23 protein-coding genes and 1 tRNA gene are annotated in these 21,396 nt (G+C 63.5%); 12 read left to right on the plus strand and 12 right to left on the minus strand.

The features are described 5' to 3' along the window. Positions 1 to 14 precede the first annotated feature (14 nt). Positions 15 to 89 (plus strand) — tRNA-Glu (locus AC1DVW_RS16830). 66 nt (positions 90 to 155) lie between these two features. Here the strand turns inward: AC1DVW_RS16830 and AC1DVW_RS16835 are convergent. Further along, positions 156 to 491, minus strand: coding sequence for a hypothetical protein (locus AC1DVW_RS16835; protein WP_477324461.1), 336 nt, complete (start codon positions 489 to 491; stop codon positions 156 to 158). A 243-nt stretch (positions 492 to 734) separates the two neighbouring features. Here AC1DVW_RS16835 and AC1DVW_RS16840 point away from each other — a divergent pair, with 243 nt between their 5' ends. The 3 genes from AC1DVW_RS16840 to AC1DVW_RS16850 all read left to right on the plus strand — a co-directional run bounded on the left by AC1DVW_RS16840 (position 735) and on the right by AC1DVW_RS16850 (position 1,685). Continuing rightward, a complete protein-coding gene (locus tag AC1DVW_RS16840; protein WP_477324463.1) occupies positions 735 to 881 on the plus strand; it encodes a hypothetical protein in 147 nt (48 codons plus the stop codon). Positions 882 to 997: 116 nt separating this feature from the next. After that, on the plus strand, positions 998 to 1,153 hold the full coding sequence (locus AC1DVW_RS16845) for a hypothetical protein (RefSeq protein ID WP_477247426.1): 156 nt from the start codon (positions 998 to 1,000) through the stop codon (positions 1,151 to 1,153). Positions 1,154 to 1,214: 61 nt separating this feature from the next. Then, positions 1,215 to 1,685 carry a nucleoside deaminase gene (locus AC1DVW_RS16850; RefSeq protein ID WP_477324465.1) on the plus strand — a complete coding sequence of 157 codons (471 nt, stop codon included), beginning with the start codon at positions 1,215 to 1,217 and terminating at the stop codon, positions 1,683 to 1,685. A gap of 523 nt (positions 1,686 to 2,208) precedes the next feature. Here AC1DVW_RS16850 and AC1DVW_RS16855 read toward each other — a convergent pair. Next, positions 2,209 to 3,285, minus strand: a complete 1,077-nt coding sequence (locus AC1DVW_RS16855) for an autotransporter outer membrane beta-barrel domain-containing protein (protein ID WP_477324467.1) — start codon at positions 3,283 to 3,285, stop codon at positions 2,209 to 2,211. A gap of 419 nt (positions 3,286 to 3,704) precedes the next feature. Here AC1DVW_RS16855 and AC1DVW_RS16860 point away from each other — a divergent pair, with 419 nt between their 5' ends. Then, positions 3,705 to 5,147, plus strand: a complete 1,443-nt coding sequence (locus AC1DVW_RS16860) for a caspase family protein (RefSeq protein ID WP_477324469.1) — start codon at positions 3,705 to 3,707, stop codon at positions 5,145 to 5,147. A gap of 92 nt (positions 5,148 to 5,239) precedes the next feature. Here the strand turns inward: AC1DVW_RS16860 and AC1DVW_RS16865 are convergent, their stop codons facing one another. From AC1DVW_RS16865 to AC1DVW_RS16880, 4 genes are all read right to left on the minus strand, one after another. Then, positions 5,240 to 5,764 (minus strand): OmpA family protein, encoded by a 525-nt coding sequence (locus AC1DVW_RS16865; protein ID WP_477324471.1) that lies wholly within the window; start codon positions 5,762 to 5,764, stop codon positions 5,240 to 5,242. Positions 5,765 to 6,038: 274 nt separating this feature from the next. After that, positions 6,039 to 6,701 (minus strand): DUF2161 family putative PD-(D/E)XK-type phosphodiesterase, encoded by a 663-nt coding sequence (locus AC1DVW_RS16870; RefSeq protein ID WP_477324473.1) that lies wholly within the window; start codon positions 6,699 to 6,701, stop codon positions 6,039 to 6,041. Positions 6,702 to 6,786: 85 nt separating this feature from the next. Next, on the minus strand, positions 6,787 to 8,034 hold the full coding sequence (locus AC1DVW_RS16875) for an ATP-binding protein (RefSeq protein WP_477324475.1): 1,248 nt from the start codon (positions 8,032 to 8,034) through the stop codon (positions 6,787 to 6,789). Continuing rightward, the gene (locus AC1DVW_RS16880) at positions 8,031 to 8,756 is read right to left on the minus strand and encodes a response regulator (RefSeq protein WP_477324477.1); all 726 of its coding nucleotides are present in this window, start codon (positions 8,754 to 8,756) and stop codon (positions 8,031 to 8,033) included. Before AC1DVW_RS16880 ends, AC1DVW_RS16875 begins: the two co-directional genes overlap by 4 nt. A gap of 210 nt (positions 8,757 to 8,966) precedes the next feature. Here AC1DVW_RS16880 and AC1DVW_RS16885 point away from each other — a divergent pair, with 210 nt between their 5' ends. The 5 genes from AC1DVW_RS16885 (at position 8,967) to AC1DVW_RS16905 (ending at position 15,860) form a co-directional block, all read left to right on the plus strand. Continuing rightward, positions 8,967 to 9,647 carry a hypothetical protein gene (locus AC1DVW_RS16885; protein ID WP_477324479.1) on the plus strand — a complete coding sequence of 227 codons (681 nt, stop codon included), beginning with the start codon at positions 8,967 to 8,969 and terminating at the stop codon, positions 9,645 to 9,647. A 125-nt stretch (positions 9,648 to 9,772) separates the two neighbouring features. Then, positions 9,773 to 9,964: a hypothetical protein gene (locus AC1DVW_RS16890; RefSeq protein ID WP_477324481.1), complete on the plus strand. Its 192-nt coding sequence runs from the start codon at positions 9,773 to 9,775 to the stop codon at positions 9,962 to 9,964. Then, a complete protein-coding gene (locus tag AC1DVW_RS16895; protein WP_477324483.1) occupies positions 9,945 to 11,096 on the plus strand; it encodes an efflux RND transporter periplasmic adaptor subunit in 1,152 nt (383 codons plus the stop codon). Before AC1DVW_RS16890 ends, AC1DVW_RS16895 begins: the two co-directional genes overlap by 20 nt. Then, complete coding sequence (locus AC1DVW_RS16900) at positions 11,093 to 14,212, plus strand: efflux RND transporter permease subunit (RefSeq protein ID WP_477324485.1); 3,120 nt, start codon at positions 11,093 to 11,095, stop codon at positions 14,210 to 14,212. Before AC1DVW_RS16895 ends, AC1DVW_RS16900 begins: the two co-directional genes overlap by 4 nt. 193 nt (positions 14,213 to 14,405) lie before the next feature. After that, entirely contained in the window at positions 14,406 to 15,860 is a 1,455-nt protein-coding gene (locus AC1DVW_RS16905; RefSeq protein WP_477324486.1) for an efflux transporter outer membrane subunit, read from the plus strand. 57 nt (positions 15,861 to 15,917) lie between these two features. On the opposite strand, the gene AC1DVW_RS16910 is transcribed toward AC1DVW_RS16905, so the two are convergent. The 4 genes from AC1DVW_RS16910 to AC1DVW_RS16925 form a co-directional block, all read right to left on the minus strand. Beyond that, positions 15,918 to 16,142: a DUF6074 family protein gene (locus tag AC1DVW_RS16910; RefSeq protein WP_477247450.1), complete on the minus strand. Its 225-nt coding sequence runs from the start codon at positions 16,140 to 16,142 to the stop codon at positions 15,918 to 15,920. Between the two features lie 177 nt (positions 16,143 to 16,319). After that, entirely contained in the window at positions 16,320 to 16,616 is a 297-nt protein-coding gene (locus AC1DVW_RS16915; RefSeq protein WP_477269857.1) for a DUF982 domain-containing protein, read from the minus strand. Positions 16,617 to 16,750: 134 nt separating this feature from the next. After that, the gene (locus AC1DVW_RS16920) at positions 16,751 to 16,987 is read right to left on the minus strand and encodes a hypothetical protein (protein ID WP_477324488.1); all 237 of its coding nucleotides are present in this window, start codon (positions 16,985 to 16,987) and stop codon (positions 16,751 to 16,753) included. A 116-nt stretch (positions 16,988 to 17,103) separates the two neighbouring features. Next, positions 17,104 to 17,496 (minus strand): hypothetical protein, encoded by a 393-nt coding sequence (locus AC1DVW_RS16925; protein ID WP_477324490.1) that lies wholly within the window; start codon positions 17,494 to 17,496, stop codon positions 17,104 to 17,106. 212 nt (positions 17,497 to 17,708) lie between these two features. Between AC1DVW_RS16925 and map the strand changes: the two genes are divergently transcribed. Continuing rightward, on the plus strand, positions 17,709 to 18,536 hold the full coding sequence (gene map / locus AC1DVW_RS16930) for a type I methionyl aminopeptidase (protein ID WP_477324492.1): 828 nt from the start codon (positions 17,709 to 17,711) through the stop codon (positions 18,534 to 18,536). Positions 18,537 to 18,576: 40 nt separating this feature from the next. Here the strand turns inward: map and AC1DVW_RS16935 are convergent, their stop codons facing one another. Then, positions 18,577 to 19,494 carry an SDR family oxidoreductase gene (locus AC1DVW_RS16935; RefSeq protein ID WP_477324494.1) on the minus strand — a complete coding sequence of 306 codons (918 nt, stop codon included), beginning with the start codon at positions 19,492 to 19,494 and terminating at the stop codon, positions 18,577 to 18,579. 61 nt (positions 19,495 to 19,555) lie between these two features. Next, positions 19,556 to 20,296 (minus strand): SDR family oxidoreductase, encoded by a 741-nt coding sequence (locus AC1DVW_RS16940; RefSeq protein WP_477247699.1) that lies wholly within the window; start codon positions 20,294 to 20,296, stop codon positions 19,556 to 19,558. Positions 20,297 to 20,418: 122 nt separating this feature from the next. On the opposite strand from AC1DVW_RS16940, the gene AC1DVW_RS16945 reads away from it, so the two are divergent. Further along, on the plus strand, positions 20,419 to 21,321 hold the full coding sequence (locus AC1DVW_RS16945; protein WP_477324496.1) for a LysR family transcriptional regulator: 903 nt from the start codon (positions 20,419 to 20,421) through the stop codon (positions 21,319 to 21,321). The last annotated feature ends 75 nt before the right edge of the window (positions 21,322 to 21,396 follow it).

Raw genomic sequence — 21,396 nt, forward strand, 5'->3', positions numbered from 1 at the left:
CGCTTCGTCTGAGCGCGCCCATCGTCTAGCGGTTAGGACACCGCCCTTTCACGGCGGTAACAGGGGTTCGATTCCCCTTGGGCGTACCAGAAAAATCAATGAATCCGTCGCACGGCCACATCGCCGACGTTGTCGCGCTCGGCGATAGACTGCGCTCAATCAAGAAATTCGATTTTCTTGAAAGACATCATTTCCCCCATGACATTGCCGCTGTCGTCGAATTGCTGTGCTTTCCCTAAGGTGACAGTCACGCGCTTTCCCTTGTAGCGGCGCGGCATCGCCACCTGCTCGTTCCAGGTCTTGCATTGTGGCGCGACGCATAGGCCTACCTGCTCGGTCTTCTTGCTGTCGACGATAGTCAGATAGCAGTTGTCGCCACATTCGAACCCGCGAATTTTGCCTGTGATCGTCTTGTCCTTGGCCAACGAGGGTGTCGTCTGCGCCAGCACGCAGGCTGAGACGAAAAGGGCGAGAGCCAAGGGTGAGGACATTTGTTTCATCCAGGCAGCCTGACGCAAGCAGCTTAGGTGCGCAAGCGGTTCTGCGGATGAGCCAAAGCAGCCAATCACCCTTGGTCGTGGACTGCCGGTTGCTGGCCCGGATCATGATCACCGTCGGTTCAGCAGCGTCTGCCGTATGGACTCAATCGTTGAATGGAAGCACTCTGTCCCTAGGGAGAAGGGGGGCATATGGCCGGGAAAAAAGTGATCGCAGTCAAAGACTGGACTTGCGGAATGAGCGACGAGATCGGCCGTGTGGTGCTGACGATCAACCCGACCGAGGGTGAGCCGATCCTGGTTTTGATGACGATCTTCCAGGCAGCAAAAATGGCCCAGGAATTGCGGTCGCCGAAACCCGTTTCCTTCCTATCCCCTCAATGAGTCCAAGCCGGCGGCAGAACTATATTAGCAATCGCTTGCTTTTGGAAAAGAGCAGGATCATGCTCTGCCCCACGGCGTGAGGAGGCCACCAGGACAATGGTGGAAAGGGGTACGTCATGGAATCTGTTTGCTACGTCCAAAATGACATCTGTCTGTTGTCGCTCTTCGCCAGCATCACGATGGCGTTTCTCGTCATGGCACCGTTCGCAGCGACGCGCCTGCTGGTGTTGAGGATGCGCAAAGACGCTATCGGGAAATTTCAGCCGGCCTGATTTCCCTCATGAGGGAAGATTTCCGATGCGAGCAGTTCAATCGCTGGAGTAGGATTTTCCCATGACCCGCGATCAGATGCTCGCCCATCTCCGATCCGCCGACGCCGTCGCGCGCGAGGCGGCGACGCATGGGCATCATCCCTTCGGCGCCGTTCTGGTCGGACCCGACGACCGTATCCTCATGCGCCAAGGCAATCTCGACACGGTGCGCCATGCCGAGACCGAGCTCGCCCGCCGCGCCGCGGCGGCCTACCCGGCGGATTTCCTGTGGACCTGCACGTTGGTCTCGACCGGCGAACCCTGTGCCATGTGCACCGGCACGCTCTACTGGGCGAATATCGGCCGGCTGGTCTATGGTTTCGAGGAGGCGAAGCTCCTGGAACTCACCGGGGATCACGCGGAGAATCCGACGATGAGCCTCTCCTCGCGCACCGTGCTCGGCTCCGGCCAGAAAAAGATCGAGGTCGTTGGCCCCGTCCCCGAGATCGAGGACGAGCTCCTCGCCCCGCACCGCGATTTCTGGAAGCGCTGACGCGGTGGTTTGAGAGCTGCCAAGGCAAACAGCCATCAAACGGCCAAGCAACGCCACCGCACCTGGCAGTTCGTTGCAAGGGGTAAAATTGCCTGCCTAAGACGGGGACCCCGTCCAGGACTGCAAGGGGCGGGATTGCACGCCGGCTCCAGCGATTGACCAGACACCGGGTTCGGAGATCGAACAGGTCAAGTGAGTAGCATCAGCCGGCATCCGAGACCTGGTGAAACGGATGCCTGCTGACCCAGCCAGGCCCATGTTCCCCGCACATCGACATCCCGAAGCCGATCCTGCGTGGAAAGGGCGTACCACCCGCGACCCGTATCGAGGATGTGGTCGAATGGCTGGACGAGGCTTCCTGATGTGAGCGCCGCTGCCGCCAAAGGCAGGCTGCCCAAAGCCACCCCCTAGCCATGCTCGGCAGCCGCAAGCGCCAGATCGCTGTCGCTGCCGTGCCAAGTGCCGTTCGGCTCGATGCCGACGCAGCGCAACCAGTCCGCCCAGCGACGGTTCTCTTATCAAGTCAGAAGGCGATCTTGAGGCCCAGTTTGCCACTGATGGTTGAACTGTCTTCTGACCACTTGCCGCGGATTTCACTGCTGAGCGTGGTCGCTTGCGTGACTTTCAGATTGAAGCCGGAGGATAGCGCCACGGAGAAGTCCGCGTCGTCGAACTCACTCCTCACACCATCAACGCTTGCTGTGTTCGAATAACCGAAGCGCTGCTGGATATCGGCTCGTGCGTATGGGCTGATCACCATGCCGTTGGCGAGCGGAAAGTCAGCGAAGATCCCGGGTTCGAACTTGACAGCGCCAAACGACAGGCGGCTCCTTCCATACTCGACGCCGAAGTCGGTCGTGTATCCGTCGCCCGTAAAGGTAACGCCCAACAAACCACCACGCAGGTCGAAACGCACCCGATCGGTCAAGTTGAAGATGCGGCCGATCGAGCCTGTTATGGCATAGCCTTGAGTGTTGTAGCTGCCGTCATTGCGCTTGACGTCGGTATTGCCCAAAAATGCCGAGGCGGCCACGAGAGCATAGCTCGTACCGTGACGATAGAGCCCATAGCCGCCGAACATGCCGCTATTGTTGGTCGCGTCACCGACACCGAAAACATCGACATTGACGTTGCCCGAGGCATAACCGCCGAACAGGCCCAGGTTCAATCCGTACTCATGGTCAAAACCGAAATGCTTTGCCGCATTGAAATCGACGCTGACGGCAGCGGAGAATTCATCGACGTCGAAGCTCGCTCCATCAAAGACGCCCAAATCGTTCGAAACGGTGAACCCGTCATGCTCCGTGTGGGCAAGCTGGCCCGAAGCGAAAACGCCGAATGGTGAAGACTGAACCGGCGGAGCTGCGTTTGCGGGACCTACGTTCGCCTGGATGATTTCGTCAGCCAATTTGAGAAGGGCGTCCAGGGAGGTGTCGACGATCGCGCTGTTGGCGGTCTGACCAACATAACAGTCCGTCCGAAGAAAGGCGCCCTCACCCTCGTCGATACAGGCATTTGCTATCGAAGGCCTGAAGACCAATGCAGCGCCAATCGAGAACGCGCTTGCGCACAGGCGCAAATGACAATTCCTGCTTTTCATTGTCCCATTCCCTGCCTACTTGCGACATCAGACTTGAATATCAGGGCATGCGGATTGCGAATGAACTATGAAGTAGGTCACTGACTGCTGCAGATGTGAGAGCAACAATTGCCGTTGCTAGCAAGGAGCATAACATCTTATGTCCTGTGGGGATATGGTTTCGTGCGCATCGATAGCTGCCGGCGTGCCGGGATGGCCGTGGAACGACAACATGGCTGCGCTCGACGGCGTCGCTGGGAAGATGCGCACGGCGAGATCGAAATCGGCTCGTGCCCCTCACCCTTCCTTCGATATGGTTTCTCGTGTAAAATTGCCCTTGTCTTTGGAGATACGAATTTCGGCGCGCGCGAGGGATGGCGTCAGGCGGGTGGACACTTCGGCGGCTGGAAGATTGTCGCACGCTGAAACGGGCTCGTGACATGACCTATAGTCACTACCTGCGCATCGCGGCAGTTCTGCTGGTTTGGTTTTTCGGACCGATCTGCGTTCAAGCGGCGGTCGAGGGAGAACAGTCGCTGCAGCCAGGCAAGCGGCTCGCCATCATCATCGGTAATTCCGAGTACCAGAGCGCTCATCTTCAACGTCTGACCAATGCTGTAAACGACGCCAGAAGACTTTCCGAAAGCCTGAAAAGGCTGAAGTTCGATGTGCTGATCGGAACCGATCTTTCGTCTGACGGGTTTGCCAGGCTTTTTCAGGAAGCCGACGGCAAGCTTGCCGCCGCCAGTGCGGTGCTGATCTTCTATGCCGGCCACGGCGTGCAGCTTCAAGGTGAGAACTACCTGCTGCCGATCGATACACCCGATGCCAAGAACCTGGGGGAACTGACTGCGCGCGCAGTCAGGCTCAACGATGTGATCTCAAGGTTTGCCAGCCGGGAACGGCAGACCTTCGTTTTTCTTGACGCCTGCCGAAACAACCCTATGGGCAAAGGCGCCAGCGTTATGGATGGCCTCGCGCAGGTCGAGGTGGGCGAAAATACGTTTATTGCCTTTGCGACCCAGCCCGGCAACACCACGGTCGACGGATCGGGGGCCAACAGCCCCTTCACCACGGCTCTGCTGAAGAACGTCGAGATCCCTGGGCTCAGCATTTCCGACATGATGATCCGCGTCCGCAATGAGACCGAAGCACTCACTCTTGGTCATCAGGTCCCATGGGATCAGTCGAACCTTCGCGAGCAGTTTTATTTCACGGAACAGCAAGAGCTCGATCCGGCTCAGCTGAGCGCCAGCCTGTCGCGCATTCTGTCGGATCCCGTCGCCAAGGAAAAGCTGCAGGTCGAGCTTGCTTCCAACGACCTGCAGACAGCGGTGCTTATCGTGGGGCAGACATTGCGATCGGTCGAGATGTCGCCGCCAGCGGGCGTCTCAGCCAAGCCGAGCGGCACGCAGGTGGCCAGCCTTGAGGGGGCCCGGCAGAGCGTCGTCTCCGGCCTTGAAGCACTGATCGTCGGTACGTCGACCGGCGAAACGGATCCCGAAAAAGCGACTGATCTCGCACGCAGCATACAGACGGAATTGCGCCGCCTGGGCTGCTATCGGACGACGGTCGACGGAAGTTGGGGCAAGGGCTCCATCCGCGCTCTCACCAACTACTACAAGAGTACGAGGCGAACAGCGTCGACGGCCGAACCGAGCGTCGAACTCCTGAGCGACCTGTTTTTGCACTCCGGCCGAGTCTGCAAGGATCCCGTCGTCGTGCAGAGGACCAAGCCGGCGAGGGTTTCGTTAGATGCGGCTCCGGCGCGCAAAGACGCGGCGAGCCGGAGAACTGCCCGGCCCCCGAAATTGCAATCTTCGCGCCCCGCAGCTCCTCCTCCCGACATCAGTGGCGGAGTTGGGATTGGCGGTGTGTTTTAGCACCAGCCCACAATCGCTGGCGATATCCAACGGCCGACATGACGTAGCGCGACGGGGGCTTTCGATAAGATGCAGCCCTGTCGGTTGCAAAACTATTGCGGGTTTATCCGCATCTCGACCCGTCGGTTGACCGGGTCATAGGGATCGGGGACCCGTGGATGGGTAGCGCCGAGGCCAATCGCTCTTACTCGCGAGGGTTCAATTCCACTCGACAAGAGGAATGCCGTCACCGATTGCGCCCGCCGCTCCGAAAGTGCTTGATTGTAGGTCGGCGAGCCCGAGGCGTCGGTGTGGCCCTCAACGACGAAGGTTTGTGCCTTCAGGCGATTGTCTTTCAACGCCTTGGCAAATTCGCCGAGTTTGGCTTGCGCCTCCGGCATTAGTTCAGAAGAATTGAGGTTGAAATTGATCGACATGTCGAGTCCGGTTGGCATCGACGTATCGGCCTTGCTCTTGCACTCATCTTCAGTGCCCAAACATATTCCACGCAATGGACCCAGATCGGATGCATTGGCGAAAAACTTGATGATATCCTCTGACGATTGGACCTGGCCCGCAAACGAATTCGAAGACACCAGTACAGTTGCCAGAGCGAAGATCGAAATGCTTACCCGCATAGTCGCCTCCAGTTTTGGAAACCGACATCACGATCAGGGTGTACCATTAAGTCCGGAGCGCGTGGCGGTCAACTAAACGCCAGTTGCAATGAGCCGAGAACCCCAGGTTCAGCCAGTCCAGATGGATGAATCCGGCTCCCAAGTCGATCATCGCAGAAAGACCACTATTTCGCATCCGCTGCCCGGGATATGTGATGGAGCTCACATCCAGGCAAAAACTTGCTTGTTGCCGTCGAAGCTCAAAGCCACAGCCAGTCAATCATCATCCCTGGCATCATCCCTGGTCATTTACCGCCTGCGGCCAGCGCAGCAAGGCGGCCTGGCCGCCTTCGGTGAGCGCATAGACCCCGCGCTCGGCCCTGGCGAACCATCCATAGACATTGTCGAGCAGGATGCTGGCGGCGCGAGGCGAAATCGTCTTCAGGTCGCGCGGGCGTTTTGGGCCGTCCGCCATCGCGGCGGCGCAGGCCAGCGCATCCTGGCGGTAGGCGGTCATGATCGGTGCTCGCGATCCACCGCCGACCACAGGATCGCCACGCCGCCGCTGATGCTCATTCATCAGCCGCGAGCGACGCCTGGGGTCGCGCCGTGGCAGCAGAGCGGCCGGGCTGAGCAACAATTCGACATGGCCGGTGTTGCTGACGGCCAGAAGCCCGAAGCCGAGCCGCCGGCACAAAGCGCGAAAGCGGCGATCGTGCTCACGGCCCTTGCCGGACATGCGCGCCGCCAGCCAGACCTCGTCGCAGGCTGCCGCGCGATCGACGCCTTGCAGAACCAGTTCGAGGTTGAACTGCAGTTTGAGTTCGCAGATGACAAGCACCGGCGGTTCGCCGTCGCGCAATCCGACGATATCGCAGCCGCCGACTTCGCCTTTGACGGTGAATTCAAGGCTCTCGAGAAACCGCTTCACCGGGATGTAAAGAGATGTCTCCTGCATGCCGCAGGCATAGCCGATTCGGACCGGGCTGGCACAGCATTGCCGAAAGGCCCGCCGGCTGGCGACACCGGTGCTTGGCGATCAGTCACGACGCGGCGTCGAAAACCACCTTCTGCGAAAGCCCGCCGCCGGGGCGGTTTTGCAATGTGATGGTTCCGCCATAGCGCTCGATGATTTCTCTGGCGATAGCCAGCCCCAGGCCGGCGCCGGGAACCGACTGCCGGCGACCCGGATCGACGCGAAAGAACGGCTCGAACGCCTTGTTCAGCAACTCCGGCGGAATGCCGGGACCACGGTCGTCAATGGTGAGGACGGCCTGACCGTTCGTGGCCGACAGCGACAGGCTGCAACCCTTGCCGTGCGTGGCGGCGTTGACGATCAGGTTGCGCAAGGCGCGGCGCAGGCCAAGCGCGCCAGCCCGCACCGAGACCTCGTCCAGATGGCCGATCGATATCGCATGCCCGAGTGACGTCATTTCGATTTCGAGATCGCGCACCAGCCCTTCCAGGGCTATCGGTTCGACTGCATCCTGGTCGACCTCCTCGCGCACCAGCCGGATGGCGCTGTCGGCGATGCGGTCGAGTTCGTCGAGATCGTGAAGCCATTTTTCGCGATCCTCGTCGAGGAATTCGGCGCGCAGCCGCATGCGCGTCATCGGCGTCCGGAGATCGTGCCCGGCGGCGGCGACCAGCCGCATACGGCTTTCCATGGCCGTCTTCAGCCTGGCAGAAAGCTGGTTCAGGGCACGCGCCGTCGCCTTGACTTCCGCCGACCCATCTTCCGGCAGCGCCGCCAGGACGCCGTCCGACCCGATCTTGCTGACCGCGGCTTCGATCATTTCGAGCGGCCTGATGAGCACCGCAGTGAAATAGACCGACACGGCGGTGGCGCCGAGCACGATCAGCGTGATCCAGCCCGCGAGCACGAACCAGACGTCTCTCGGCGGGCCGAAATCGGGGACGTCGACGATCATCCAGCGATTGTCGGGCAGAGCGACGGACGCAACCATGCCGGGCTTGTCGGCAGCACGGCTGACGACGGCTGAAAGATCAAGGCCCATCTCGTGCATGATATGGTTGAGTACATGGCTGTGCCGCCGGTCCTCGACACCGTCTGCAGGATGATCGCTGAGATTGATCGGGGCGTCGGCCGCGCCTGCCACATGGCCCGGGACGAGTTGCACCATGAGCTGAATCTGGCGCGCGACCGGCCCCATGGTCAGTTCGGGGGATGGTCCGCCGAGCAATTTGATCGCGGCGATGGTGGCGAGGCCGACGACGCCGACGATCGAGACAAGCAGCAGGATGATCAGGCGCCGACGCAGCGAATTCATGCCTCGGCCTCCGCCGTCTCGACGCGCGCGGTGAGCTGGTAGCCGCCATTGCGCACCGTCTTGAACAGAGGCCCTTCGCCCAGATCGCCGAACTTGCGGCGCAGCCGGCTCATCAGCACATCGACGGAGCGGTCAAGCGGATCACGCTCACGGCCTTGCGTCAGATCAAGCAATTGGTCGCGCGACAAGAGCCGGCCGGGACGGTCAAGGAAGACCTGCAGCAAATCGAATTCGGCGCCGGTGAGATCGACGAGCTCACCCTCGGCATCCGTCACCTTGCGGGTGTCGGGCTCCAGCCGGTAGCCGGCGAAGTGGTAGACGCGCACGCGCGGCGGGGCCGCCTCTTCCGGCGTCGAGCGTCTCAGCACCGCACGGATACGGGCGGCGAGCTCGCGCGGATTGAAAGGCTTGCCGAGATAGTCGTCGGCGCCAAGCTCCAGCCCGATGATGCGGTCGACATCCTCCTTCAGCGCCGTCAGCAGGATCACCGGAATATGCGGCTTGCGGTCACGCAAGGCGCGGCAGATATCGAGCCCCGAACCGTCGGGCAGCATCACATCGAGCACGATCAGGTCGAACTGGCCCGAGCCAAGCTTCTGCTCGCATTCGCGCCGGTCCGCCGCCATCGAGACGCGAAAGCCCTGGCCGTCGAGATAGCGCCCGAGAAGCGTCCTGATCTCGCGGTCGTCGTCGACGACAAGGATATGGGATTGTGCCTGCATTCTTCCGTCCGCCTGTTCGCTGCCAATTATAGGGAGAGCCGACGACAAGCGGCATGGAAAATTGCAACCGAATGTTTCCGGCGGGCCAACAGAAACATTCGGAAACAAATCTCCTCTTTGTGGAAACCTTCGGCAACGCGCCGAAGCAAAGCGGCAAAAAACGCCTCCTATCCTCCAGCCATCCGAAGCATGCAGGAAAGGACTTACGTCATGCGAAGCAGACTTTTTGCCCTCGGCCTCTTCTCCGCGGCAGTCATTCATCCAGCGCTTGCCGCGCAGCCCGACCCTGGCGTCGCACCCGGCGAGGAGCCCCCTGCGATGGCGCAGCAGGACGGCGCCAACCAGGATCCGATGCCCTGGCCTGGCCGGCACCGGCCGATGCGTCACGGGCCGGAAGGCTTTGGCCCACAGCATTTTGGCGCGCAACGCATGGGGCCGCCACCGGAATTCATGCTCGCGGCCCGGCTCTCGGCGCTTGAGACCAAGGTTGGCGTGCGGGCCGAGCAGCTCGACGCCTGGCGCGACTACACCAGCGCACTGCAGGCGATGCTGGCGCCGCCGAAGTCCGATCATGGTCCGGGTGGCACCGGAGGGCGCAGCCCCAACGCCGAAAACCCCGGCAATGGCGATCGCGATCCCTTCGCCTTTCAGGAGAAGTTGGCCGACGACGTTACACAGCGGGCGGTCGCTGCCGGCAAACTGAAGGAGGCGATTGCCGCACTGCGCGCCAAGCTGACGCCGGAGCAACTCGAAATCCTCGCTTCGGCGGAACGGCCGCACGGACCACCCCCCGGTCCATGGGGCAGCCCGCCGGACGACGCAGCCGGTCCCGGAGGTCTGCCTGGCTATGACAGACAGCTCCCGCCACCCCCGAATGGTGAGCAACTCTGACCGACTGCGCCGGCCGGCCCGCTGACCCACCCGTTCTCGGGCCGGCCGAACTCTTTTCTCCTGGAACGGCATGCCGTTCGCCTGGCTGCCGTCGAACAACGGAAGCACCAATGTGGGAAGCCTTGATGATGCTGCGGCTGATCGCGTCGATGGGGCCGCCGTCCTTTCCTGCCGGCCATGCCACCCGCGCCACGCCGCTGGCCCTGCCGGCGGATACGCTGCAGGGCGCGATCCGGCTGAGCTTTTCCGCCTACCGTTTGTCGCTTCCGATTTCCGCACTCTTGAGCACCAGAAATCATGACCAGAAAATTGCGTAAGAGCCATCTCCTCCTGGTAGCCGTGCTGGTCACGGCTGGCGTTGTCGCGATGCTCAAGGCCTATGGCCGCGGCACGGCAGAACCAACTGCGCAGACGCCTGTTCAGGCCGCCACGCTGACCGTTTCCGTCGAGAGGGTCCATCCGGAAGCCATCACATCTTCTGTCAGTGCCACCGGCACGGTCGCAGCCTGGCAGGAAGCAACCATCGGCGCGGAGGAAAGCGGGCTGCGCCTGACCGACGTTCTGGTTGCCGAAGGCGACCATGTGGGGGCGGGCGACGTCGTCGCGCGGCTCGATGCATCGCTGCTCAAGGCCCAGCTCGCCGAGCAGAAGGCCGCGGTCACGCAGGCCCAGGCGACGCTGGACTCGGCAATCTCGTCCGCCGCCCGTGCCGACAAGCTGCTCGCCAGCAACGCAGTCAGCGCCGAGACGGCGGAAGAAAAGGCGACGGCCGTCAAGACCGGCCAGGCTGAGGTTGAACAGGCCGAGGCCGCTGCCGACAGGCTGCAGGCCGAACTCGACCGGACCACGATCCGGGCACCGTTCGACGGTGTCGTCTCCAGCAAGCCGGCCGTCGCCGGCTCGATCGTCCAGGCCGGCACCGAGCTGATGAAGATCATCCGCGACGGCAGGCTGGAAGTCGGCGTTCTCGTCCCGGAAAAAGACCTGGCATCAATCTCGATCGGCCAGACGGCGAGCGTTGTCGACGCTTCCGGCCGCACCTTCTCCGGCAGCGTTTCCTCGATCGCCGAGACGGTCAATTCGACCACACGACTTGCCACCGTCTATGTCTCGCTGGGCAAAGGCTCCGGCCTGAAGTCGGGCATGTTCGCCCGCGTCTCGATAGCCACCGCCGCATTGCAACAGCTGAGCGTCGCCGAGGCAGCCCTCGTCTGGCATGACGGCAAGCCGGCGGTCTTCGTCGTCGATGCGGCAGGCAAGGCCAATGCGCGCCCCGTCTCAACCGGCGCACGCCAGAGCGGCCGGGTCGCCATCGAAAGCGGCCTATCGGAAGGCGATCATGTCGTCATCGCCGGCGCCGGCTTCCTCAGCGACGGCAATCTGGTGCGCGTCGCCACCAGCGACGCGGATGCCGGTGCTGCCGCGCCTGCGACGGAGGCAGCCCAATGAACGCCATTTCCTCCTGGTCGATCCGCAACCCGGTTCCGACCATCGTCCTATTCCTGTCGCTGGCGATCGCCGGCCTCTACGGCTTCATGCAGCTGCGCAGCAACAACATGCCCGACATCGACCTGCCGACGGTCACCGTGACGGTTGCGCAGCCGGGTGCCGCGCCAAGCGAGATGGAGGTGCAGGTCGCGCGGGTGGTCGAGAACGCCGTGGCGACGCTTGAAGGCGTGGACGACGTCTCCACCTCGATCAGCGAGGGCTCTTCCGTCACCACGGTCGAGTTCACCCTCGGCACCGATCCGGAGACGGCCACCAACGATGTTCGCAACGCCGTATCCGAGGTGCAGTCCAGCCTGCCGGCCGCGGCCCAGACGCCGGTGGTGGCCAAGATCAACGCCACCGGCAATTCGGTGCTGACCTACGTGGTCGAGGCGCCGACCATGTCGCCCGACGCACTGAGTTGGTACATCGACAACGACGTCGCCAAGGCCCTGCTGGGTGTCGACGGCGTCTCCAAGATCACCCGGTCCGGCGGCGTCGACAGGGTGATCCGTGTCGAGCTCGACCGAGACCGCCTGGCAGCGCTCGGCATCAGCGCCGGCGACGTCAGCCAGACGCTCGCCTCCAACAACGTCAACCAGCCGGGCGGCCGGACCGCCATCGGCGGCCAGGAACAGTCCGTGCGCACGCTGGCCAGTGCCGCGAGCGTCGAGGCGCTGGCCGACACCCGCATCGCGCTATCCGGCGCCGGCGACGTGAAGCTCTCCGATCTCGGCACGGTGGTCGACAGCTGGGAAAAGCCGCGCCAGGCGGCCTATCTCGACGGCAGCGAGGTCGTCGCCTTCAACGTCTACAGGTCGGTCGGCTCGAGCGAAATCGACGTCGTCAAGGCCGCGCGCGTCGTCATCGCCGACATGGGAGCCAAGACCACCATTGCGAAATTCACCGAGGTCACCTCCTCGTCCGGCTTCGTGCAGGAGAGTTACGACGCCGCTCTCGAGGCGCTGTGGATGGGTGCCCTGCTTGCGGTCGGCGTCGTCTGGCTGTTCCTGCGCGACATCAGGGCGACGCTGGTATCGGCGGTCGCCATGCCGCTGTCGCTGATCCCGACCTTCGCGGTGATGGCGGCCTTCGACATCTCGCTCAACAACATCACCTTGCTCGCCCTGTCGCTGGTTGTCGGCATCCTCGTCGACGACGCCATCGTCGAGATCGAGAACATCGTGCGCCATATGCGCCAGACCGGCAGCAGCGCCTATCAGGCGGCGATCGAGGCCGCCGACGAGATCGGGCTTGCCGTGGTGGCGACCACCGCGACCATCGTCGCCGTATTCCTGCCGGTCGCCTTCATGGCCGGCATTCCCGGAAAATTCTTCTTCTCGTTCGCCGTCGCCGTCTGCGTCTCCGTGCTGTTCTCGCTTTTGGTGGCGCGCATGCTGACACCGTTGATGGGCGCCTATCTGGTACGCGCCGGCGGCCACAGCGCGGACGATACGCCGGCCTGGGTGCCGACCTATCTCTGGCTGCTGCGCAAGGCGCTCAATCACCGCTGGATCACGCTGTTCGCCGGCATTGCCTTCTTCGCCGGCTCGATGGCGCTGGCGACGAAGCTGCCGACCGAATTCATGGCGGCGGCCGATCGCGGCCGCTCGATGATCTCCGTCGAACTGCAGCCGGGCTCGACGATCGAGCAGACGACGGCCGTGGTGCAAGCCATCACCAAGCGGCTCGAAAACGAGCCGGCAGTCGACAGCGTTTTTGCCACGATCGGCACCGCGGCCTCGTCGGGCGGCGGGCCGAACCAGTCGTCCAGCTCAGCCGAGGTGCGCACCGCCACGGTCACCGTCAATTTGAAGCCGCGCACCGAGCGCACGCTGAGCCAGCAGGAATTCGAGGCCGAGGCGTCACCGAAGCTCAACGATATTCCGGGCGCCCGCATCCAGTTCGGCGCCGACGGCTTTTCGGGTGCCAAAGTGTCGATCACCCTGGTCGGCGACGATGGCACAGCACTTGAGAAGGCGAGCGACGCGCTGATCGACCAGATGAAATCGGTCTCGGGCCTGATCAACCCGACCTCGACCGCCGCCACCACCAAGCCGGAGCTGATCGTGCGCCCCGACAGCGCCAAGGGGGCCGAGCTCGGCATCACCCCGACCGAGATCGCCGCGACGGTGAAAATCGCCACCATCGGCGATACCGACACCAGCCTGGCGAAATTCAATCTCGGCGACCGTCAGGTGTCGATCGTCGTCACTCTGCCAGATGGCGCGATCGACGACCCGGCGAAACTGGCCGTGTTGCCGCTGACCGGCAGCAAGGGCACCGTGCCGCTTGGCGCCATAGCCGACATCGGCTTCAACGCCGGTCCGAACAGCATCACAAGGGTTGACCGCAGCCGTAGCGCCACCGTCGAGGCTGACCTTTCCGGCCTCACCCTTGGCGAGGCGACGACGGCCATCCGCGCCTTGCCGGCAATGCAGAAGCTGCCGGCTGGCGTGCACGAGCTGGCGCGCGGCGACGCCGCCCGCATGCAGGAGCTGTTCAGCGGCTTTGCCACGGCCATCGCCGCCGGTATCCTGCTGATGTACCTGACGCTGGTTCTGCTGTTCCGCAGCTTCGTGCAGCCGGTGACCATTCTGGTCGCACTGCCGCTGTCGGTCGGCGGCGCGCTCGGCTTGCTGCTGATCACCGGCAAGGCACTCGGCGTGACACCGCTGATCGGCCTTTTGATGCTGATGGGCATTGCGGCAAAGAACTCGATCCTGCTCGTCGAGTATGCGCTGGTGGCCGAAAAGGAGCGCGGCCTGAGCCGCTTCGAGGCGCTGCTCGACGCAGCCCGCAAGCGCGCGCGCCCGATCGTCATGACCTCGATCGCCATGGGCGCCGGCATGCTGCCGATCGCGCTCGGCATCGGCGCCGATGCCGAGACCCGCGCGCCGATGGCCATCGCCGTGGTTGGCGGACTGCTGTCCTCGACCGTGCTCAGCCTCGTCTACGTGCCTGTGGTCTACACCTTCATGGACGACATCCAGCGCTTCCTCGCCCGCCATCTCGGCAAACTGCTGGTGGAGCGATCCGACACCGACCGGCAAGCGGACGCCCAGACTGCAAGCTGATCAATCAAGGCAGCATGCCCAATCATGGCTTCGTTGCCGCCCCACGGCGGTCTCACGAATGCCCCGAGGGGTGCCGTATCGACGAATACCGGGTCGGGAGCCAATCCGAGTTGAGGATGAGAGTATGACGAGTAAGGACTGCAAGGGCCGGAGCCGAAGCTCGGCGCCGGAAAAACGGCCGGCCTGGAGGCAAATGAGCGTCGTCGTGCTGACGGCGACCGCACTGGCCGGCTGCGTCGTCGGCCCGGACTATCAAAAGCCGCTTCTGCCGATGCCGGCGGCATGGAGCAGCCAAAAGAGCGGCACACCCGCCAGGCCGGCGCAACTGTCGAAATGGTGGCAGCGGCTGCGCGACCCCGAATTGAACGCGCTTGTCGAAGAAGCGGTTGCCGGCAATCTCGACGTCGCCACCGCCAGGGCCAGGATCCGTGAGGCGCGCGCCAGCTATCGCCAGAGCGCTGCGAACCTGTTCCCGTCCGCCGACAGTTCCGGATCGGCTACGCGTACCAAGACGGCTGCGGCCACATCGGGCGGAACCGCCAGCGATGCCTACAGCCAGTTCCAGTCCGGTTTCGACGCCAGTTGGGAACTGGACCTGTTCGGCGCCAACCGCAGGGGCGTCGAGGCCGCCCGCTATGGGCTGGATGCCGCGCAGGAGGAATTGCGCTCGACGCTGCTGACCCTGGTCGGCGATGTCGCGTCCAACTACATCCAGGCGCGGGGCTATCAGGCGCGGGCTCAACTCGCCCGCCGCGCGGCCGCTTCACAAGGCCAGACCGCCGCACTGACCCGCACCATGGCCGAAGCCGGCTCGGCAACCGCAGCCGATGTCGCCAAAGCCATGGGACAGGCAAGCAGCACCGAGGCCGATGTCCCGACGCTGGAGGCGAGTTATGCCGAAGCGGTCCATCGGCTTTCGGTGCTGACCGGCCGCCCACCGGCGGCCCTGAGCGAACGGTTGAAGCGTGGCGCCCCAATACCAACGCCGCGCCTGCCGGTTCCCACCGGCATTCCCGCCGACATCCTGCTCTCGCGGCCCGACGTGCGCATGGCGGAGCGGCAATATGCCGAGTACACCGCCAAGAGCGGCCAGGCCGAGGCGGCCCGCTATCCCTCGGTCAGCCTGACCGGCAATATCGATACCTCGGCCTTCAAGATCGGCGATCTCGGCAAGAATTCCACCATCGGTTGGTCCTTTGGGCCGACGCTCAGCGTGCCGCTGTTCAATGCCGGCAAACTGCAGGCTGCTGTGGAGGTGGCGAAAGCCCAGCGCGACCAGTATTTCATCGCCTACAAGGCGTCGGTGCTGACGGCGCTGGAAGACGTGGAAAACGCCAGCGTTTCCCTGTCGCAGGAGCGCATCAGGAAAGGCAGGCTTGCTTCCTCCGCGAAATCCTACGGCGACGCCGCGCGCCTCGAAGCCACGCTCTACAAGTCCGGCGAGACAAGTCTCCTCGACGTGCTTGACGCACAGCGGTCGCTCTATTCGGCCGAGGACAATCTCTTGCAAAGCCGCGTGTCGATCGCCACCGACTACATCGCGCTCAACAAGGCGCTCGGCGGCGGTTGGGATGGCGCAATCGACACAACCAGGCCGGAGATTATCGACGTCAAGACCGGCCCGCGGCTGGTGTCAAATGCTCAGTGAAATCGGAGCTTCCGAGACAGGCGGGGCGACCGCTCCGCCTCAACGGCTAGCGATGGCCTAAGCCATTTCTTTCTGCACAGCCGCGAAAAACCGGCGAACCTCATTGGCAGCGGAAGCCGCGTCGTTGCCAGCCGCAATCGCCCGGTCGAGGAGTTCGCGCGCCGTCGCCTTCCAGAAGGATGTGGCGGTGTCGCCATGCAGATTGCCAAGCTTGGCGGCAATTTCGCGCACCAGGACGACCTGACGGTCTATTGGAAAGGCTCGCACATTTGCTGACGACATCTCTGGACCATCACACTGACGCAACGAATCAGACGCTGCACTACAGGCACTGGCCTAGCTGTAAAACTGGAAATGGAACCTTAACGGCACAGTCCAGGCGTCATTTGCGAGCGGACTGCGCGTCATTGCGGCAGGGCAATGTGCCGCCATCGGACGGCCAATTGCCCTGGCTCCGGCCTAAATCCTCAGTCCCCTCGCCTCGCCGCCGCGCTTGCCGGGAATCATCATGTCCCTGGCCAGCAAGCCGCTGACACGGCAGAACGCCATGAACGCCCGGCAGGCGTCCTCGGTCTTGACCACGTCGACCGTGGCGCCGAAACAGGCGTTGAACGCAGCCTCGTAGACCTTGCCTTGCCGGCGCGCCGGCCAGCCGTGCAGAACGTCGAGCGCCTGTTCGACACTGTAGATTTCCTCGACCGGCAGGCCGGGGGCGGGCGCGATGCGCACCGGCACCTCGAATTGCAATCTGTCCATTCGTTCGCTCCCGAACTGGCGTCGCCACAGCAACGCCGTTCGTTCTAGAAAGTTGCTTTGGCCGGTTTCTCACTCCAAAATGTGTCGTCACTGCGGTCATTGCCGGACAGAAGCCTGCGCCGAAGCGCAAGGTCCTATTGGTTCGCCGGATCGGTCTCCGCATCGTAGGCCATGCGCACGGCCAAGGTCAGGATGTAGACCGACGGCACCGCAAAGAGGACGGCAAGGACCAGCGCTGCCGTTCCCGCCATCCCGAGCGTTTCGGCGATCGCCCAATAGACCGTTCCGATGCAGATGAGCGCCTGCACCGAGAGGAACAAGGCGGCCGAGACCGCACGGGTAAGTGTTCTGAGAGTTTTAATACGTTGCATCTGGGTGCTTCCGGAAATGACGCGCCATGCAGCCGGCGGACGGCCGATGGCCGCCGCACAGGATGCGACGCGGATAAGCTATGAATGGGTTGAGAGGTGCGGCTAGCGCCGGTGGCCTACGCGGATGGCGGCGCGCGCGGCTGGTTGGCGCTGGCCCGCGGCTGGGACACGAACGCGGAGGCAAAAGCTGGTTGGACCGTCGGAAGCCGATCGAGCAGGAGGAAAGCGGCTGCCGGAGGAAGCGCGCCTGGAGTGCCGCCGACGAATTTGATTGGAACCGGCCGTGCGGTGCGGATTTCAAGCGCCTGCGTCTTGCCGGTGATACGCAGCAGTGCGGCCACGTCGCCCTGCCGCGCGGCGCTGATACCGGCGCCGCCCGATACGGCGGTCGCCGATGCTGTGGCCTCCGACTGGCCCAGGCACAACAGCGAAAGCAAAAGCAGCGCCATCAGGCCCGAGCAGGCTGCCCTGATCGACGACGAGAATGGATTTGCGCGCCTGGATGCCATCAGAAGACCGCCCTACCCTATGAATGGAAGAAAGGAAAGCTGCCGAATGGCCTCGCGCGGGGCCGGACAGGCACGCCGGGCAGTCGAATATCGCCTGCGCACGCCCATGGCCGGCAGTTCGGCCTTGAACCTTGCGTCGTCCGGTGCCAAATCTGGGGAGATTTTCGCGTGGGGCTCATATTTCTGGCCCACTCACCCTGCAGACGGACAAAATGGTCACTTATCTCGACGCCGCCACGGCACCCCTCAGAAACACCGGCCAGATCCGCCTTTATGGCGAAGACGGTTTTGCCGGCATGCGCAAGGCCTGCGACCTCACCGCACGCTGCCTCGACGAACTGGTGCCGATGGTCGAGCCGGGCGTCACCACCGAAGCCATAGACCGCTTCGTCTTCGAGTTCGGCATGGATCATGGTGCGCTGCCGGCGACGCTCAACTATCGCGGCTACACCAAGTCCAGCTGCACTTCAATCAACCACGTCGTCTGCCATGGCATTCCCGACAACAAGCCGTTGAAGGATGGCGACATCGTCAACATCGACGTCACCTATATCCTCGACGGCTGGCATGGCGATTCCTCGCGCATGTATCCGGTCGGCACCATCAAGCGCGCCGCCGAACGCCTGCTGGAGGTGACCCATGAATGCCTGATGCGCGGCATTGCGGCGATCAGGCCGGGCGCCCGCACCGGTGCCATCGGCGCCGCCATCCAGACCTTTGCCGAAGGCGAGCGCTGCTCGGTGGTGCGCGATTTCTGCGGCCACGGCGTCGGCCAGCTGTTCCACGACGCGCCCAATATCCTGCACTATGGCAGCGCCAATGAGGGCGTCGAGATGCGGCCGGGCATGATCTTCACCGTCGAGCCGATGATCAATCTCGGCCGGCCGCACGTCAAAGTGCTATCGGATGGCTGGACGGCCGTGACGCGCGACCGCTCGCTGTCGGCGCAATACGAGCACACGATCGGCGTCACCGAGACCGGCTGCGAGATTTTCACGCTGTCGCCCAAAAACCTCGACCGCCCCGGCCTGCCGGCCTGAGCGGTCAAGGAATGTCGAGGCCGGTTTACGACCCTCCAACTCACGCCACTTGGGCTGAGGCAACCACAGCCGGGCGAAGCAGGTCTTCGAGGCCGATGTTGCGGTACATCTCCCGGCGCATGCGATCGGCAACGCCGTTGACGATCTCGGCGCCGTCCTGTGACGGGTCGACATGGACGCGAAACGGCCGTTTGCCGAACGACGTGTCCACGACGCGAACAATCTCGCGGGCCACCTGTGACGGATCGGCGTCGGCCGGCTCGAGGCCGGCCAGCCCCTTCAGCGCCCGATCGGCGATACCTGCATAGGGACCGGTTTCATAGTCGGCGGCCCGCGCCGCATCGGACGGCTTGCCCGAATGCGCGAAGTGATTGGTGCCCTTGGTGAAGGCACCGGGAACCATGATGGTGGTTTCTATGCCCCAGAGCGCGAGTTCGGTGGAATAGGACACGGCCAGCGCATCCATCGCCGCCTTGGCGGCAAAATAGGGCGCCAGGAACGGCGGCGTACCGCCGCGTGTCGAGGACGAGCCGACCCATACCAGCAGGCCCTTGCCTTGCCCTCGCAGATGCGGAAGTGCTGCGCGGTTGACCCGCTGTGCCCCCAGAACATTGACGTCGTACTGCTGGATGAGCTGGTCGGGGGTAAAAGCCTCGGCGGGGCCGAACACCATATGACCGGCATTATGGACGATGACATCCAGCCGGCCAGCATCGGCGATGATATGGGCGATGCCGGCATGGGCCGAGGCGTCCGATTGCACATCCAGCTCTGCGGTGCGCAGATCGGCCTTGTGCTCGGCGGCCCAGGCGGCGACGGCTGCGACCTGAGGGGCATTGCGCCCGGTGGTCTCCCGCATCGAGGCGTAGACGGTATGGCCGGCTTCGGCCAGTGACTTGGCGGTCATCAGGCCGAAACCTGAGGACGCGCCGGTGACGAGGATGACGAATTTGGACATGATGATGTTTCCTTGATTGAAGCTCACGGGGAGCTGAAGCGGTTCCGGGTTGCCAACGGGATCAGATGATCCCGCCATTGGCCCGCAGGGTCTGGCCGTTGATCCAGGCGCCGTCCGGGCCGGCGAGGAAGGCAACCGCATCGGCGATGTCCTCGGGCTGGCCGAGACGCTCGAGCGGGGCAAGCTTGGCCAGGCGATCGACAACCTCCTGCGGCTTGCCATCAAGGAACAGCTTGGTTGCCGTCGGCCCTGGCGCGATGGCGTTGACCGTGATGTTGCGGCCGCGCAGTTCCCTGGCGAGCACGCTGGTCATCGCCTCCACCGCAGCCTTGGTAGCGGCATAGACGCCATAGGTCGGCTGCAGCAGGCCGACGACGCTGGAGGAGAAATTCACTATCCGGCCACCGTCGCGCAGACGCTTCGCCGCTTCGCGCAATGTGTTGAAGGTGCCCTTGAGATTGACGGCGATCTGGCGGTCGAACAAGGCATCGTCGCTGTCGGCGATCGTGGCGAGGTTCATGATGCCGGCATTGTTGATCAGCACGTCGACGCCGCCGAAAGCGGTTTCGACCGTGTCGAACATACGGGCCACTGCGGTCGCGTCCGCGATATCGGCCTTGGCCGCCACTGCCCTGCCCCCGGCGGCTTCGATTTTGGCGACGATCGCCGCCGCCGAGGCGGCGTTGCCGGCGTAGTTCACCACGACGGTGAAGCCGTCCTTGGCGAGGCGCTCGGCAACGGCGCCGCCGATGCCGCCCGAGGCGCCGGTAACGATGGCAATCTTGCCGGTCTGGGCGGTCATGGTCTGGTTGGTCATAGTCTGTCTCCTTGTTGGATGCCGTTGATCGGCTGACAGCAAGATGCACCTTCCAGTTTTGCGGATAATCGGGCATGATCCGACATCATCATTCGAGAATTCGAACAATGGATCGCTTCGACGCCATGCGCGTCTTCATCCGCATCGTTGAGCGGCGCAGCTTCACCAAGGCCGCCGACGATCTTGGTCTGCCCCGGTCATCGGTCACCGATGCGGTAAAGGGTCTGGAGGCGCGGCTGGGCGTGCGGCTGCTGCAGCGCACGACCCGTCAGGTCAGCCCGACGCTGGACGGCGAAGCCTACTATCAGCGCTGCGTCAGCCTGATCGCCGACCTGGAAGACGCCGAAGGCGCCTTTGTCGGCGCCAAGCCGTCGGGCCTGGTCCGCGTCGACATGCATGGCACCCAGGCGCGCTATTTCCTGCTGCCGGGCCTGCCCCGCTTTCGCGAGATGTACCCGGATATCAGGCTGCATATCAGCGAGATGCACCAGCCGATGGATATGATCCGTGAAGGCTTCGACTGCCTGCTGCGCGCCGGCGAACTGGTCGACAGCCCACTGATCAAGCGGCGCTTGGCCACCCTGGAAAGGGGCACCTTCGCCAGTCCTGACTATCTCAGCCGCTTCGGCACGCCGCAAACGCCCGACGACCTCGCAGGGCACGAAATGGTCGGCCTGATGGCGCCTGATGCAGCCGAAATCATTCCGCTCGTCTTTGGCGTCGACGGCAAGCCCCGCCAGGTCACCTTGCCTGCCATGGTGACGGTCACCGGCCCGGAGACCAATGTCGCTTCCGCCTGCATGGGCCTTGGGCTGATCCAGGTTCCACGCTACCGGGTCGTCTCGGAACTGGCCAGCGGCGCGCTGGTCGAGGTGCTCGCCGGCTTTCCACCGTCGCCCTTGCCGGTCCACGTTCTCTATTCGCCGACGCGTCAACTGTCGCCGCGCTTGCGCGTGTTCATCGACTGGATGGCCCAACAGTTCCGAAACCGAACCGCGCGGGCTGACTGAAGCACCGCCGGATCGCGGCAGCTGCCTGATCCTCTGAGGCCTCAGCCTGGCCCCGATATGGCAGGCGCAGGTCGT

This window comes from Mesorhizobium sp. P3_B5 (assembly GCF_056402815.1).

Excerpts from the sequence above, each read along its gene's own strand:
- AC1DVW_RS16865 (WP_477324471.1), bottom strand. The coding sequence starts at position 5,764 with ATGCGGGTAAGCATTTCGATCTTCGCTCTGGCAACTGTACTGGTGTCT.
- AC1DVW_RS16945 (WP_477324496.1), top strand. The coding sequence starts at position 20,419 with ATGGATCGCTTCGACGCCATGCGCGTCTTCATCCGCATCGTTGAGCGG.
- AC1DVW_RS16870 (WP_477324473.1), bottom strand. The coding sequence starts at position 6,701 with ATGCAGGAGACATCTCTTTACATCCCGGTGAAGCGGTTTCTCGAGAGC.
- AC1DVW_RS16880 (WP_477324477.1), bottom strand. The coding sequence starts at position 8,756 with ATGCAGGCACAATCCCATATCCTTGTCGTCGACGACGACCGCGAGATC.
- map (WP_477324492.1), top strand. The coding sequence starts at position 17,709 with ATGGTCACTTATCTCGACGCCGCCACGGCACCCCTCAGAAACACCGGC.
- AC1DVW_RS16850 (WP_477324465.1), top strand. The coding sequence starts at position 1,215 with ATGACCCGCGATCAGATGCTCGCCCATCTCCGATCCGCCGACGCCGTC.
- AC1DVW_RS16845 (WP_477247426.1), top strand. The coding sequence starts at position 998 with ATGGAATCTGTTTGCTACGTCCAAAATGACATCTGTCTGTTGTCGCTC.
- AC1DVW_RS16935 (WP_477324494.1), bottom strand. The coding sequence starts at position 19,494 with ATGTCCAAATTCGTCATCCTCGTCACCGGCGCGTCCTCAGGTTTCGGC.
- AC1DVW_RS16890 (WP_477324481.1), top strand. The coding sequence starts at position 9,773 with ATGATGCTGCGGCTGATCGCGTCGATGGGGCCGCCGTCCTTTCCTGCC.
- AC1DVW_RS16895 (WP_477324483.1), top strand. The coding sequence starts at position 9,945 with ATGACCAGAAAATTGCGTAAGAGCCATCTCCTCCTGGTAGCCGTGCTG.
- AC1DVW_RS16875 (WP_477324475.1), bottom strand. The coding sequence starts at position 8,034 with ATGAATTCGCTGCGTCGGCGCCTGATCATCCTGCTGCTTGTCTCGATC.
- AC1DVW_RS16860 (WP_477324469.1), top strand. The coding sequence starts at position 3,705 with ATGACCTATAGTCACTACCTGCGCATCGCGGCAGTTCTGCTGGTTTGG.
- AC1DVW_RS16920 (WP_477324488.1), bottom strand. The coding sequence starts at position 16,987 with ATGCAACGTATTAAAACTCTCAGAACACTTACCCGTGCGGTCTCGGCC.
- AC1DVW_RS16835 (WP_477324461.1), bottom strand. The coding sequence starts at position 491 with ATGTCCTCACCCTTGGCTCTCGCCCTTTTCGTCTCAGCCTGCGTGCTG.
- AC1DVW_RS16900 (WP_477324485.1), top strand. The coding sequence starts at position 11,093 with ATGAACGCCATTTCCTCCTGGTCGATCCGCAACCCGGTTCCGACCATC.
- AC1DVW_RS16910 (WP_477247450.1), bottom strand. The coding sequence starts at position 16,142 with ATGTCGTCAGCAAATGTGCGAGCCTTTCCAATAGACCGTCAGGTCGTC.
- AC1DVW_RS16940 (WP_477247699.1), bottom strand. The coding sequence starts at position 20,296 with ATGACCGCCCAGACCGGCAAGATTGCCATCGTTACCGGCGCCTCGGGC.
- AC1DVW_RS16905 (WP_477324486.1), top strand. The coding sequence starts at position 14,406 with ATGAGCGTCGTCGTGCTGACGGCGACCGCACTGGCCGGCTGCGTCGTC.
- AC1DVW_RS16855 (WP_477324467.1), bottom strand. The coding sequence starts at position 3,285 with ATGAAAAGCAGGAATTGTCATTTGCGCCTGTGCGCAAGCGCGTTCTCG.
- AC1DVW_RS16915 (WP_477269857.1), bottom strand. The coding sequence starts at position 16,616 with ATGGACAGATTGCAATTCGAGGTGCCGGTGCGCATCGCGCCCGCCCCC.
- AC1DVW_RS16925 (WP_477324490.1), bottom strand. The coding sequence starts at position 17,496 with ATGGCATCCAGGCGCGCAAATCCATTCTCGTCGTCGATCAGGGCAGCC.
- AC1DVW_RS16840 (WP_477324463.1), top strand. The coding sequence starts at position 735 with ATGAGCGACGAGATCGGCCGTGTGGTGCTGACGATCAACCCGACCGAG.
- AC1DVW_RS16885 (WP_477324479.1), top strand. The coding sequence starts at position 8,967 with ATGCGAAGCAGACTTTTTGCCCTCGGCCTCTTCTCCGCGGCAGTCATT.